The 12,352-nt window shown below is 68.2% G+C and carries 10 protein-coding genes; 2 read left to right on the top strand and 8 right to left on the bottom strand.

All coding sequences use genetic code 11. The annotated features are described in order from the left end of the window. Positions 1 to 46: 46 nt before the first annotated feature. The 5 genes from HUT07_RS00315 to HUT07_RS00295 form a co-directional block, all read right to left on the bottom strand. Complete coding sequence (locus HUT07_RS00315; RefSeq protein ID WP_176019218.1) at positions 47 to 2,512, bottom strand: serine/threonine-protein kinase; 2,466 nt, start codon at positions 2,510 to 2,512, stop codon at positions 47 to 49. 18 nt (positions 2,513 to 2,530) lie between these two features. Further along, positions 2,531 to 3,097 (bottom strand): ECF-type sigma factor, encoded by a 567-nt coding sequence (locus HUT07_RS00310; RefSeq protein ID WP_025875449.1) that lies wholly within the window; start codon positions 3,095 to 3,097, stop codon positions 2,531 to 2,533. Positions 3,098 to 3,165: 68 nt separating this feature from the next. After that, on the bottom strand, positions 3,166 to 3,978 hold the full coding sequence (gene mutM / locus HUT07_RS00305; protein ID WP_176019217.1) for a bifunctional DNA-formamidopyrimidine glycosylase/DNA-(apurinic or apyrimidinic site) lyase: 813 nt from the start codon (positions 3,976 to 3,978) through the stop codon (positions 3,166 to 3,168). Between the two features lie 19 nt (positions 3,979 to 3,997). Next, entirely contained in the window at positions 3,998 to 4,333 is a 336-nt protein-coding gene (locus HUT07_RS00300; protein ID WP_176019216.1) for an EF-hand domain-containing protein, read from the bottom strand. Further along, positions 4,330 to 5,532, bottom strand: a complete 1,203-nt coding sequence (locus HUT07_RS00295; protein ID WP_176019215.1) for a fatty acid desaturase — start codon at positions 5,530 to 5,532, stop codon at positions 4,330 to 4,332. The genes HUT07_RS00300 and HUT07_RS00295 overlap by 4 nt, the downstream gene beginning before the upstream one ends. A gap of 215 nt (positions 5,533 to 5,747) precedes the next feature. Here HUT07_RS00295 and HUT07_RS00290 point away from each other — a divergent pair, with 215 nt between their 5' ends. Further along, positions 5,748 to 6,506, top strand: coding sequence for an ATP-binding cassette domain-containing protein (locus tag HUT07_RS00290; RefSeq protein WP_254898909.1), 759 nt, complete (start codon positions 5,748 to 5,750; stop codon positions 6,504 to 6,506). A 129-nt stretch (positions 6,507 to 6,635) separates the two neighbouring features. On the opposite strand, the gene HUT07_RS00285 is transcribed toward HUT07_RS00290, so the two are convergent. Together HUT07_RS00285 and HUT07_RS00280 are read right to left on the bottom strand one after the other, a co-directional pair. Next, positions 6,636 to 7,835: a DUF4785 domain-containing protein gene (locus HUT07_RS00285; protein WP_176019213.1), complete on the bottom strand. Its 1,200-nt coding sequence runs from the start codon at positions 7,833 to 7,835 to the stop codon at positions 6,636 to 6,638. Positions 7,836 to 7,846: 11 nt separating this feature from the next. Continuing rightward, positions 7,847 to 8,725: a hypothetical protein gene (locus tag HUT07_RS00280; protein WP_176019212.1), complete on the bottom strand. Its 879-nt coding sequence runs from the start codon at positions 8,723 to 8,725 to the stop codon at positions 7,847 to 7,849. A 233-nt stretch (positions 8,726 to 8,958) separates the two neighbouring features. On the opposite strand from HUT07_RS00280, the gene HUT07_RS00275 reads away from it, so the two are divergent. Beyond that, positions 8,959 to 9,798 carry a phosphatase PAP2 family protein gene (locus HUT07_RS00275; RefSeq protein ID WP_176019211.1) on the top strand — a complete coding sequence of 280 codons (840 nt, stop codon included), beginning with the start codon at positions 8,959 to 8,961 and terminating at the stop codon, positions 9,796 to 9,798. Between the two features lie 130 nt (positions 9,799 to 9,928). Here HUT07_RS00275 and HUT07_RS00270 read toward each other — a convergent pair whose 3' ends face one another. Continuing rightward, the gene (locus tag HUT07_RS00270) at positions 9,929 to 12,199 is read right to left on the bottom strand and encodes a TonB-dependent receptor (RefSeq protein ID WP_176019210.1); all 2,271 of its coding nucleotides are present in this window, start codon (positions 12,197 to 12,199) and stop codon (positions 9,929 to 9,931) included. Positions 12,200 to 12,352 lie beyond the last annotated feature (153 nt).

Below are 12,352 nucleotides of genomic sequence, written 5' to 3'. Positions count from 1 at the left end.
AAGCGCGGGAGCAAAGGGAAGGTCGGCCATCATAGGCAGACAAACGTTAACGGGCAGCGGTGGAATCGATGCGCTGTTCAGCCAGCACCAATGCCGCGATGCGTGCGTCAAGCTCCTGCAGGTCCGGCGCCTGTGGCCCGCGCTGGGCCAGCAGCAGCTGCCGCGCCTCGGCCAGCACGCTGCGGGCCTGTGCGGTCTGGCCGGCCGCCTGCAGGGCCTGCCCCTGTGCCAGCAGGGCCTGAGGCAGCAAGGCGACGTGGTCGGGCTGGCGCCAGATCGCCGCCGCACGGGCATAGTGCGCCGCTGCTGCCGCGGGGTCGTCGCTGGCGCTGGCCCATTTGCCCAGGGCGAACTCGCCGTAGCCGATCTCACGATGATCCGCGCCCAGCGCGCCGAGCAGCTGCGCCTGCACCTGCCGCAGCTCCTGGCCAGCCAACACGTGCTGGCCGCGCTGCAGGGCCAGCAGCGCGCGTGCGCGGCGTACCACCAGCGCCTCCGGGTGGCGCGGCCCCCATGCATCCTGTGCGGCCTGCCAGGCCAGCTCCAGCTCGGCCGCAGCCGCCTTCGTGTCGCCCTGCCGGGCCAGCACATCGCCCAGTTGGCGGTGCAGGCTGATCACCTGCGGGCTGCTGGCGTCGACGCGCTGGCCGAGCAGGGCCAGCGCCTGCCGGTACCCGGCCAGCGCGGCCGGCAGGCGTCCGGCGGTGGCGTCCAGGGCGGCCAGATCGGCCAGCGATTCAGCACGCCCGAAGCGCTCGACCATCCCTTGATGGCGCAGCGCCAGCGCCTGCTGGAACGACCGGCGCGCCGCATCGGCGTCCCCCAGCTGAGCCTGGCACCGCCCGAGCTGGCTGTGGAATTCGGCCACGGCCGCCGGCATGGCCGTTGCCTCGCTGGCCGCCAGCGGTTGCAGCGGCTGCAGGTGCGCCAGGCACTCGCGCCCGCGGCCGAGCATGCGCAACGCTCGCCCCCGCTGGGTCACCGCCTCGATCTGCAGCGCCGGCGGCACCTCGCCCACCTCCTGCAGCAGCCGACGTTGCTGGTCCAGGGTCTGCAGCGCCAGCTGATAATCGCCCAGGCCGATGCGCAGGCGGCCGATCACCCCTTCCAGCTCGGCCAGCGCCAGCGGCTGGTCGGCCAGTTCCGCTTCGCCCCGTTGCTGGCCGGTGGCCAGCAGCTGCGGCACGTCGAAATGACCGTGGCGCTGGCTGGCCGCCTTGTCGAACAGGCCAACGGTGAAATCCTGCATGGCCTGTGCGCGCGCCATTTCCACCCGCGCCTGGCGCGCCTGCCAGAGCGCAATGGACGTGGTCAGCAGCAGCGCCAGCACCGACAGCATTGCCAAGGCCACGCCCCAGCGATGGCGGCCTACGTACTTGCGCACCCGGTAACCCACGCCCGGCGGTCGCGCCTGGATCGGCTGCCCCTGCAGGTAGCGACGCAGGTCGCCGGCCAGGGCTTCGGCCGAGCTGTAGCGCTGCTGCGGGTCCTTCTGCAGAGCCTTTTCCAACAGCACGTCCAGATCACCCCGCACCCGCTTCGCCTGCCGCTGCAGCGCCCGTCTTGGCGCTCCCGGCTCGGCCACCAACCGTTGCAGCAGCGCCGAGGCGCGCGGTGCCTGCACTTCCAGGATCGAGCGCTCCCATTCCGCATCGCTGTGCCGGCGCAGGCGATAGGGCTTGTGCCCGGTGACCACCTCGAACAGCACCACGCCCAGCGAATAGACATCGGTCAGGGTTGTCACCGGCTCGCCACGCACCTGCTCCGGCGCGGCATAGTGCAGGGTGAACGCGCGGATTTCGGTGGCCGGATGAGCCGCGTTCGAGTCGTCGTGGTCGAGCAGCTTGGCGATACCGAAGTCGAGCAGTTTCACCGTGCCATCGGCGCGTACCAGGATGTTGGAGGGCTTCAGATCACGGTGCACCACCAGGTTCGCGTGCGCGTGGCTGACCACCGCGCAGACCTGCAGCATCAGCTGCAGCCGCGTTTCCAGCGGAGGTTGCAGGCGCCGGCAGTAGTCACTGATCGGCTCGCCTTCCACGTAGTCAAGCGCCAGGTAGGGCTGTCCATGCCGGTCCACTCCGGCATCCAGCAGTTGTGCCAGATGCGGGTGCTGCAGGCGGGCCAGGATCTGCCGCTCGCGGCCGAAGCGCTGGCGCAGGCCGGGGTCGGCAACGCCACTGCGCAGCAGCTTCAGTGCGACCTGGCGCTGGTACAAGCCATCGCAGCGTTCGGCCAGCCAGACCTCGCCCATGCCGCCTTCACCAAGTGGCCGCAGCAGGCGATAAGGGCCGATCTCGCTTCCGGCGCGGCCCGGCGGTGGGGCCGTCCACAAGGGCTGGGCCATGAAATCGTGGCTGGCGGCCTCCTGCTGCAGCAGGTGTTCCAGTTCGCGACCCAGCGTCGGGTCCTGCGCGCTCACCCGCTGCAGGCGCAGCTGGCGAGCCTCGGGCGCCAGCTCCAGCAGCTGATCCAGCCAGGACGACAGTTGCTGCCAGCGGGCGGTATCCATGATGTGGGTCGCGGCGACTCAGTCGCTGCGCATCGCGGCCAGCAGGAACAGCCGCGCCTTCTGCCAGTCACGGCGGATGCTGCGTTCCGAGCGCTGGCTCAGCTCGGCGATCTCCAGCTCGGACAAGCCCGCGAAATAGCGCAGCTCCACCACCTTGGCCAGGTGCGCATCGACGGCCTGCAGGCGTTCCAGCGCAACATCGAGGGCCAGCAGATCCTCGTCCAGGCGCACGCCGCTGCTGCTGTTTTCGGGAATCTCGGCCACCCGCTTGAGGTCGCCACCGCGCTTGCGCGCCAAGCGGTTGCGCGCGTAATCGACGACCACACTGCGCATCGCCGACGCCGCATAGGCGAAGAAGTGCGCACGGTCCTCGAAGCGTGCCGCACCGCGGCTGCCCAGCAGTTTCAGATAGGACTCGTGGACCAGCGAGGTCGCATCCAGGGTGCGCCCCTGCTGCCCGGCGAGCTGCCGCCGGGCCATGCTGTGCAGTTCCTGGTACAGGGTGGTCAGCACACGGTCGAGGGCGGCACGATCCCCGCCGCGCGCGGCATCCAGCCAGACGGTGATATCCGGGCCTTCGTCCATCGCCAACGTCCCCCGCAGCGGATGTTGTGGCGACTATAGCGCTGCCCGTGTGCAGCGCATGAAGACGCTCAGCGCTGGCAGTGGCTGCACCAGACGCTGGCGCGCTGGCCGATCATCGCGTGCTTCAGTGTCCGCCCGCAGGACGGGCACGGCAGGCCATCGCGGCCATACACCAGCAGTTCCTGCTCGAAGTAGCCGGGCGCGCCGTCGGGACTGATGAAATCGCGCAGGGTGGTGCCGCCCCGGGTGATGGCGTAGTCCAGGGTTTCCTTTACCGCCGTAGCCAGCCGCTGGTAACGCTCGCGCGAGACCTTGCCGGCCTCGCGCAGCGGGCTGATCCCTGCCTTGAACAGGCTTTCGGCCGCGTAGATGTTGCCCACGCCGACCACCACCGCCTGGTCCATCAGGAAGGTCTTCACCGGCGCGCTGCGGCCGCGGCTGCGGGCAAAAAGATAGTCGCCGTCGAAGGCTTCATCCAGCGGTTCCGGGCCCAGCCCCTGCAGCAACGGATGGATCTCGCCGGCCGGTTGCCAGAGCAGGCTGCCGAAGCGGCGCGGGTCGTTGAAGCGCAGCAGGCGGCCGTTGTCCAGACTGATATCCACATGGTCGTGGGCGCGCAGCGGGGTGTCGCCGGGCAGCACGCGCAGGCTGCCGGACATGCCCAGATGCAGCACGGCGCTGCCGATGGCGGTATCCAGCAGCAGGTACTTCGCGCGGCGGCGCACGTCTTCGATGCGCTGGCCGGGCAGCAGCTCGGCCACCTCCGGCGGGATCGGCCAACGCAGGTCGGCACGACGCAGGATCACCCCATGCACGCGGCGCCCCTGCAGGTGCGGCGCCAGGCCGCGGCGGGTGGTTTCTACTTCGGGCAGTTCAGGCATGGGACGATTCTATGCCCGCTCAGCGCGGTGGTGCAGCCAGTTCGCGCGCATCCAGGAACCCATCGCCGTTGGCGTCCTGCTTATGGAAGCGCTGCACGATCGTCTGCCGCTGCTGATCGCGGGTAATGGCCCTGCCCTTGCCGCCGGGCAGTTCATCGGCGCTCAGCACGCCATCGCCGTTGCGGTCCATGCGATCAAAGGCGTACAGCATCCATTGCAGGTACTCGGCTTCACTGACCTTGCCGTCGCCGTCGCTGTCCATGCGCTGCAGGTAGCTGGCGGTATCGCTGACCTGGGCCTGCACGGCAGGCGCCCACGATGCGACCAGCAGCAGTACCGCCAGCACAGCCCTCATCCGCCCACCAGGGTGTAACCCTTCAGTCGCGCGGCATAGGCCTGCAGTGCGGCGATGCCACTTTCCTCGGCCTCGCGGCACCAGGCCTGCAGTTGGCGCAGGCGCTCGGCGGCATCGTGGCCCCGCGCTTCCAGCAGCGTTGCCAGGCGCGCGCGGTAGTCGACCAGCACGCCGATGCGCGGGCGCTGGGCGACCCATTCGCTGAGCTGCGCGCGGCTGTCCGGCTTCAACCAGCGGCCGTCGTTGACCAGGCCACGACGCAGCCTGCGCGGCAGCAACCGGCGCAGCTTGGCACCGGCGTGTCGTGCTTCCTCGCGCAATGCCGGCATGAACACGTTGCGCTGGTAGTCGGTCATCGCCTGGAAGCGATGCGACAACAGGGCTTTCAGGGTGTCGGCGTCGGGCACGGCGATGTTCGGGCGTATGTCCATGGCCGGGGCCACCCGCAGTACCTTGGCCAGGCGCAAAGCCTGCAGCAGGCGGATCGCGCTCCAGCCGATGTCGAACTCCCAGCGCCGCATCGCAAAGCGCGCCGAGCTGGGGAACGCATGGTGGTTGTTGTGCAGTTCCTCACCACCAATCCAGAACGCCCATGGCGTCAGGTTGGTGGAGGTGTCGGCCGATTCGTAGTTGCGATAGCCCCACCAGTGGCCCAGGCCGTTGACCACGCCAGCGGCCCAGAACGGGATCCACGCCATCTGGATCGCCCACAAGGCGATGCCCGGCAGGCCGAACAGCACGCTGTTGACCGCAAACAGCAGCACCGGGCCGAACGTGGCATACGGGGTATACAGGCGGCGCTCGATGGCGTCATCCGGCGTGCCGCGACCGTATTGTTCGATGTCCTCGCGCATGCCGCGCGCTTCGCGGTACAGCTCGACACCACGCCAGAACACCTGGCCGATGCCACGGGTGACCGGGCTGTGCGGGTCGTCTTCGGTTTCCACTTTCGCGTGGTGCTTGCGGTGGATCGCTACCCACTCCTTGGTGATCATCGACGTGGTCAGCCAGGTCCAGAAGCGGAAGAAGTGCGCGACCACCGGGTGGAAGTCCACGCCCCGATGCGCCTGGCTGCGGTGCAGATAGAGGGTGACCGAGAAGATCGTGAGCTGGGTGAAGACCAGCAGCACCAAGGCCAGCTGCCACCAGCCCAGGCCCAGCACGCCACCGGTCAGCAGGGACATCAGGGCATCAGACATGGCGGCTCTCCAGAGCGACACAGGTATGGAAGACATCATGGGCGCTTGCGTTGCAAACTGCACCTCGCACCACGGGATTGGCAGCGCCATTCCGTGGCTTCGTTCACAGTTGGGGATCCGTGTTGTCGAGCCTTGATCCGCGCACGCGCGCCGTAGACCCTGCCCCGTCCGCCGGGGACCTGCCGCCCTTGATCGAACTGGACCGCGCCAGCGTGATGCGTGGCCAGGTGAAGGTCCTGCACGCGCTGAGCCTGCGCATCGCGCAGGGCCAGCACACCGCCCTGCTCGGCCCCAACGGCTGTGGCAAGTCCACCTTCATCAAGCTGATCACCCGCGAGCTGTACCCGCTGGCGCAGGCCGACGGCACGGTGGCGGTGAAGGTGCTGGGTCAGAACCGCTGGCAGGTCGACCGGCTGCGTTCGCAGCTGGGCATCGTCACCGGCGACCTCAGCAGCAACCTGGCCGACATGCCGGGGCTGACGGTTGAGCAGGCGGTGCTGTCGGGGTTCTTCGCCAGTTACGTGGTACCGGCCTTCCGCGAGGTCACCACCGACATGCGCATCCGGGTGGGCGAGACCCTGGCGATGACCGGCGCGTCGGCCTTGCGCGAACGTGCCTACGCCGAGTTGTCGGCAGGCGAAACCCGCCGCGTGCTGATCGCCCGCGCACTGGTCAACCGGCCACAGGCGCTGCTGCTGGATGAGCCCTCCACCGGGCTGGACCTGGTGGCCCGCCAGCAGTTGATCGCCACCATGCGCGTGCTTGCGCAGCAGGGCATCACCCTGGTGCTGGTCACCCACCACATCGAGGAAGTGATTCCCGAGATCGAGCGGGTGGTGCTGCTGCGCGACGGCCGCGTGCTGGCCGATGGTGCGCGCGCCGAGCTGCTGCGCGATGCACCCTTGTCTGCCGTGTTCGGTGGCGCGATCACGGTGGTGGAACAGGAAGGGCGGCTGACCGCGTACGCGGGATGATCGACATGCCACTGTAGAGCCGAAGCCCATGCTCGGCTGCTCTTGGCCGCGGGAACGGCAGCCGAGCAGAGGTTCGGCTCTACAGAAGACGGTGTGGCGGGCCGGGAGTCCGGCCCGCCACACCTTGCCTCAGAACCGCAACGCCAGCACGCGCGACTCGATCGGTGCCATCCGGCTCTGGTCCTGCAACTGCAGGTCGCGCAGTTCATAGGGCGCGCCGAAGCCAGCAGGCAACGCGGCCTGGTCGAAGGGCAGCACCAGCGCGCCGCGGCCCGGGCCATCGAACCATGCCGCCGCGTGTGCCTGCGCCACCGGCTGCAACCGGCCGTTGGCTGCGGTGGCATACAGCGTGCCGCGCGCCTCGTAGCGACCGGCGGCGGCCACCTGCAGTGGCAGGCTGACCTGGCGGTTGGCCGGATCAGGCGTGGCCTGGCCGACGAAGCGGGCGGTCGGCCTGGCCACTGCGAAGGCGACCTTGCCATCGCGCAGCACGCCATCGGCCTGGGCGAACACCTGCAGCTCCCACAGTCCCTGTGCGTTGCTGGCCTCGGCCGGAATCCTCACCTGTGCGCGCAGGCTGCCATCGGTGGTGCGCAGCAGCCGCTGCGGCCAGCTGCGGCCATCGGGTGCGACCAGCAGCGCTTCACCGCCGAGACTGCCGCGCCGTGCCCGCAACGCCGCCACGCTGGCACCGTCTTCCAGTAGACGCGCCTGCAGCTGCACGGTGCCACCGGCCAGCACCTGCGCCTGGCTGGCCTGCACTTCCAACCGCAGCGGACTGTTGGGCTCCAGCACCTGCACCACGTAGCGGCCCTGCGCCTGTGCGCTCTGCAAACGGTAAGCACCGGCTGCGCTGGTGGTACCGGTGCGCAGCATGCTGCTGCCATCGCTGACCGGCATGCCCGCATCCTGCAGTTGGCGTGCATCGACACTGCGCGCGACGCTGCTGCGCCCCGCCGGATCACGTACCTGCAGCGCGCTGGCCGGCAGCGCGCGGGCGCCCGGCGCCGGGCTGAGCTGGATCACCGCATCGGGTGCGCTCAGCGGCAGTTCCAGGCCGCGCTGCAGCTCGGCACCATCGACCTGCTGCCAGTAGCTGCGGCTGATCGCGGCCTGCGGGCCGGGGGCCTGCAGTGGCTGCGCCGGGTCCAGCGCCCAGGCGAAGGCCAGCGGCGCGTGCTCGCTTTCATCGGCCGGCAGCGGTGCGGCAACCAGGCCGGCAGGAATCTGGTCGCCCGCGGCGACCTGCAGCGGCTGCGCGGCCTGCGCCGATGCGCTGGAAAGGACCGCCAGCACCGCGGCAGCCAGCAGGGTGGAATGGATCGTCATGGTCATCTCCCTCACTGGGTCAGGTCGTTGCGCAGGATGCTGCCGAGGCCGAAGCACTCGCGGCGGCTCTGGTTGTGGCTGAGCGGTTCGGCGCCCTGGGTGCGTGCCTTGTCGGTGAACCACAGGGTGCCGGCCGCCTTCTGGCTGCTGCATTCCAGGAAACCGTCCGAGCACGACGACAGCCAGTTCTGGGTGAACTCCAGGCCGACGTTGGCGGCATAGCCACCGCAGTAGCTGTTGCTGTCCCACACCGCCGATTCGACATCGCTGCCGACCACCGCGCGGAACGGCTTGGGCAATGCCGGGCGGCCGGCGGTGCCGTACAGGTTCTGCGCGTTGTAGGTGGCCATGTGTCCCACCTGCTGCATGCGCACGGCGTCGTTCTTGTAGCCCAGCAGCCAGCCCAGAGAGGTTTCGAAGGTGTTGCCGTTGAGCACGGCATCAGCCAGCGGCGTGCCTGCCGAGGAGGGCGCCAGCGCCGTGACCTTGCGCACCCGGTTGATGATCTTCGGGTAGCGGCTGTCGTAGGTGGGGTTGGACAGGATCCAGCGCATCACGTTGCCGCCGTTGGAATGGGTGATCACCACCAGCTGGGTGATGCCACGGCTGTCGATGAAGCCGGTGAGCTGGCTGGCCAGGCAGCCGGCCGCTTCCGGCTTCCACATGTACTGGGTGAAGTCGCAGTTGATGACCACGTAGTTGCTGCTGTTCGGCAGGCCCTGGCGGACGGTGTCGATGATCGCCGGCTGCCAGTAGTCCTGGGTGGCATTGGTCTGCGCGCCGGTGCCGTGTACGAAGGCCACGCCGTAGACGTCGGCGGCCTGCGCCGGGGCAGTCGCCAACCCCAGAACCAGGGCCAGGACGGTACTTCCTGTTGCGGTGCTGCGCATCGCTTCTCTCCCTTTCAGCGGATCCCCCCGGCCCGGCTGTGAGCTGATGCTCATGGCGGCAGCGCGTGAAAGTCCGTGCGCTGCGCCCGGATTCAGGAGATTGCCGACACTTGATGACGGTTTTCATCGCCCAGTGGCGGACCATGCCGGGTCTGGCCGTATGACCGATGGACGCTGCGGCCGACAATCGAGGCTGCGATCATGGCCGGCGAGTTTCCTTCCCGAGTCTGCCCATGTCGTCGATCCTCTCCCCTGCCCGTCCACTGCTCGGCCTGGCCATCGCGCTGTCGCTGGCCGGCTGTGCCGCCACCGCCAGCAAGCCGACCGCCGTCGAAGCCAACATCACCACCAAGGCCGTGGGCTACCTGGACAAGACCGCGGTGCCGGCCAGCGTCGACCTGGTACCAGCACCACCGGCGGCCGGCTCGGCCGCCTTCGCGCTGGACGAACAGGTCAGCCGTGAAGCCCGTGCGCTGCGCGGCAGCCCGCGCTTCGTCCAGGCCGGTGTCGATGCCGAACTCGGCTTCCCGGAAGGCGCCAACCACTTCTCCTGCGCCGCCGACATCGACGTCGATGCAGTGAAGACCCCGGCCCTGTACCGCCTGCTGGAGCGCAGCCGCATCGACGCCAGTGCTGCCACCAAGGCCGCCAAGAACACCTACAAGCGCCCGCGTCCGTTCATGGTCAACGGCGAGCCAACCTGCTCGCCCAAGGATGAGGAGGGGCTGCGCGGCAACGGTTCCTACCCGTCCGGCCACACCTCGATCGGCTGGGCATGGGCATTGATCCTGTCGGAGATCGCACCGGACCGCGCCGATGCCATCCAGGCCCGTGGCCGCAACTACGGTGAGAGCCGCCTGGTGTGCAACGTGCACTGGCAGAGCGACATCCTCGAAGGCCGCTTCATGGGCGCGGCCGCCGTCGCCCGCCTGCACGACAACGCCGCGTTCAACAAGGATCTGCTGGCCGCACGCAGGGAAATCGCTGCCGCGCGCAAGGCCGGCCTGCATTCCAGCCGCGACTGCGCCAGCGAGAACGCGGTGCTGAAGGTGCGCCCGCAGAGCGCGCTGTAAGCCATGCGTCTGTAGCCGAGCCATGCTCAGCTCAGAGCAGCCGAGCGCAGGCTCGGCTCTACAGGAAGCAGGAAACAGAAGGGCCGGCATTGCGCCGGCCCTTCTTCATTGCATTACCGCAGCCACCGCATCAGAACTTCGCGGTGAACTCCACGCCCCAGGTACGCGGCTCGTTGAGGAAGCCGGTCAGGTTGTTGAAGTCGATCGCACCGACCACGCGGGTCTGGTTGGTCAGGTTGCGGCCGAACACGGCCACGTCGTACTGGCCGTAATCCCAGTTGTAGCCCAGGCGCAGACCGCCTTCCAGCGAACTACGGCCGCGGAACTCCGGCGACTCGTAGATGAAGAAGTTGACCGCGCTGCGGTAGGCCCAGTCGGTGTAGGCATACAGCTCACTGCCATCGCTGAGCGGGAAGCCCACGCGCAGGGTCGCGTTGTGGATCCACTTCGGCGCCTGCGGCAGCGGGTTGCCGTTGACCAGCGCATAGGTGCCACCATTGATGATGGTGGTCGGGTCAGTGATGGTGCAGCCACCGCCACAGATCGCCACCGCCAGGTTCTTGTCCTTGATCTCGGTGTCGTTGTAGCTGCTGCCGAAGGTCAGCAGGACGTTGTCGGCCAGGTAGGCTTCCAGGTCCAGCTCGACGCCCTGGCCGATGGTCTTGTCGGCGTTGAGCAGGGTGGCGGTGTTGTTGGTGCCGCCGACGGCGATCAGCTGCTGGCCGTCCACGTCGTAGCGGAACACGCTGAAGCCCAGGCGCGCGCGACGCTCGAACAGGTCAGCCTTGATGCCGGCTTCGTACGAGATCACCTTCTCCGAATCGGCCTGCGACAGGCCCGGCGCGAACGCCAGTCGACCCTGGATCGACGGTGCACGGAAGCCCTTGGCCACGCGTGCATAGGCATTGACGTTGTCGGTCAGCTTGTAGACGCCGCTGACATCCCAGCTGACGTCGTTGACATCGGTGTTGGCCAGGTACGGGCCACTGACCGGGGTACCGAACGGCACGGCCTGCAGCACGCTGGCGCTGAAGTCCTTCTTGTCCTGCGTGTAGCGCACACCGGCACGCAGCTTGAAGCGGTCGGTGACATCGAAGTCGCCCGACGCGAACACCGCCCAGGCCTTGTTGCGCTGCTGCTGCACGACGTGGCCGGTCTGCGGGTTGCCCGGGGTCAGCGAGTCGTAGTTGAAGTTGTTGATGGTGACGTCTTCATCGAAATAGAAGACGCCGGCCTGCCAGTCGAAACGACCCCATTCGTTGGATTCCACGCGGAATTCCTGGGTCCACTGGCGGTGGTGCGGCAGGCCGTCGGCGGATTCGGACGAGAACGGAATCAGGCCCGGGCCGGAGTTGCCTGCGCCCAGGAATGCTGCGCCGTAACCACCGTCGATGTCGCCGCGATTGAGCGATTCGGCGGTCTCATAGCCGGTGATCGAATGCAGGGTCACCGAACCGAGGTTCCACTGCAGGCGCGCGCTGCCGCCCCAGGTTTCCAGGTCGGAGAAATTGACGCCGTCATTGGCCACCTTGTCGCGGTCGAAGTTCTCGACCAGCGAATTGCCGCCCTTCTCGATGATGTTGGCGCGGAACAGGCGTGCGGTGCCGTTGAGCTTGCGCTTGTGCAGGTTGAACAGCGCTTCGAAATCATCGCCTTCGTACAGGAACTGCACGCGGCCGGCGGCTTCGTCATAGCCTTCGAAACCGCTGTTGGGCGCACCGGCGTGGGTGTTGTCGACCCAGTCGTCACGACGCTGGTAGATGGCCGACACGCGTGCGGACCAGCGGTCGGTCAGCGGGCCGCCATAGGCGCCCTGCACGTTCCAGCTGTTGTAGCTGCCGTAGCCGACGCGCACGTAACCATCGGCATCCTGCGACGGACGCGCCGAATCGAACTTGACCACGCCGGCCGGGGTGTTGCGCCCGAACAGGGTGCCCTGCGGACCGCGCAGCACTTCCACACCGGCCAGGTCGAACAGCGGGAAGCCCTTCAGCAGCGGGCTTTCCTGCACCACATCGTCGTACACCAGCGAGACCGGCTGCGATGCATTGAGGTCGAAATCGGTGTTGCCCAGGCCGCGGATGTAGAAGCGCGGGAAGGCACGGCCGTAGGACGATTCGATGTTGAGGCTGGGCACGCGCGCGGCAAGGAAACGGATGTCATCGCCCGCCGAACCGAGCACGTCGAGCTTTTCGCCCTGGATCGCGCTGATCGCAACCGGCACGTCCTTGGCGTTCTCGACGCGACGCTGTGCAGTCACCTGCAGCGCATCGAGGGCGACCGGATCCTTGGCAGCGGGGGTTTCCTGGGCGGCTGCTACCAGCGGCAGCAGGGCGGAAAGAGCGACAACGAGCGGGCGCGCAACCGGAGAGCGGCCACGGGAAGTACGGGTCGGAGACATGGCGGTAGGCTGTGTTTGGAGGGGTGGTAAAACGGCGCTACCAGATAATTGTTGCAATACAGCACCTCCCCCGCAAATGCCGATCGTTCATGGCCGCCTCGCGCGCCGCCGGAAGCTGCCGCTAGACTCGGGGTTTTCCCCCGCAACGGACCT

It is taken from the genome of Stenotrophomonas sp. NA06056 (assembly GCF_013364355.1).
GTDB lineage: Bacteria > Pseudomonadota > Gammaproteobacteria > Xanthomonadales > Xanthomonadaceae > Stenotrophomonas.
Note: the sequence above shows the minus strand (reverse complement) of the source record. Positions and strands in the feature narration are given on the sequence as shown.

What these genes read in the sequence shown, in the direction of transcription:
- HUT07_RS00280 (WP_176019212.1), bottom strand. Translation starts at nt 8,725, where the DNA reads ATGCGCAGCACCGCAACAGGAAGTACCGTCCTGGCCCTGGTTCTGGGG.
- HUT07_RS00300 (WP_176019216.1), bottom strand. Translation starts at nt 4,333, where the DNA reads ATGAGGGCTGTGCTGGCGGTACTGCTGCTGGTCGCATCGTGGGCGCCT.
- HUT07_RS00310 (WP_025875449.1), bottom strand. Translation starts at nt 3,097, where the DNA reads ATGGACGAAGGCCCGGATATCACCGTCTGGCTGGATGCCGCGCGCGGC.
- HUT07_RS00290 (WP_254898909.1), top strand. Translation starts at nt 5,748, where the DNA reads ATGCGTGGCCAGGTGAAGGTCCTGCACGCGCTGAGCCTGCGCATCGCG.
- HUT07_RS00270 (WP_176019210.1), bottom strand. Translation starts at nt 12,199, where the DNA reads ATGTCTCCGACCCGTACTTCCCGTGGCCGCTCTCCGGTTGCGCGCCCG.
- HUT07_RS00295 (WP_176019215.1), bottom strand. Translation starts at nt 5,532, where the DNA reads ATGTCTGATGCCCTGATGTCCCTGCTGACCGGTGGCGTGCTGGGCCTG.
- HUT07_RS00315 (WP_176019218.1), bottom strand. Translation starts at nt 2,512, where the DNA reads ATGGATACCGCCCGCTGGCAGCAACTGTCGTCCTGGCTGGATCAGCTG.
- HUT07_RS00275 (WP_176019211.1), top strand. Translation starts at nt 8,959, where the DNA reads ATGTCGTCGATCCTCTCCCCTGCCCGTCCACTGCTCGGCCTGGCCATC.
- HUT07_RS00285 (WP_176019213.1), bottom strand. Translation starts at nt 7,835, where the DNA reads ATGACGATCCATTCCACCCTGCTGGCTGCCGCGGTGCTGGCGGTCCTT.
- mutM (WP_176019217.1), bottom strand. Translation starts at nt 3,978, where the DNA reads ATGCCTGAACTGCCCGAAGTAGAAACCACCCGCCGCGGCCTGGCGCCG.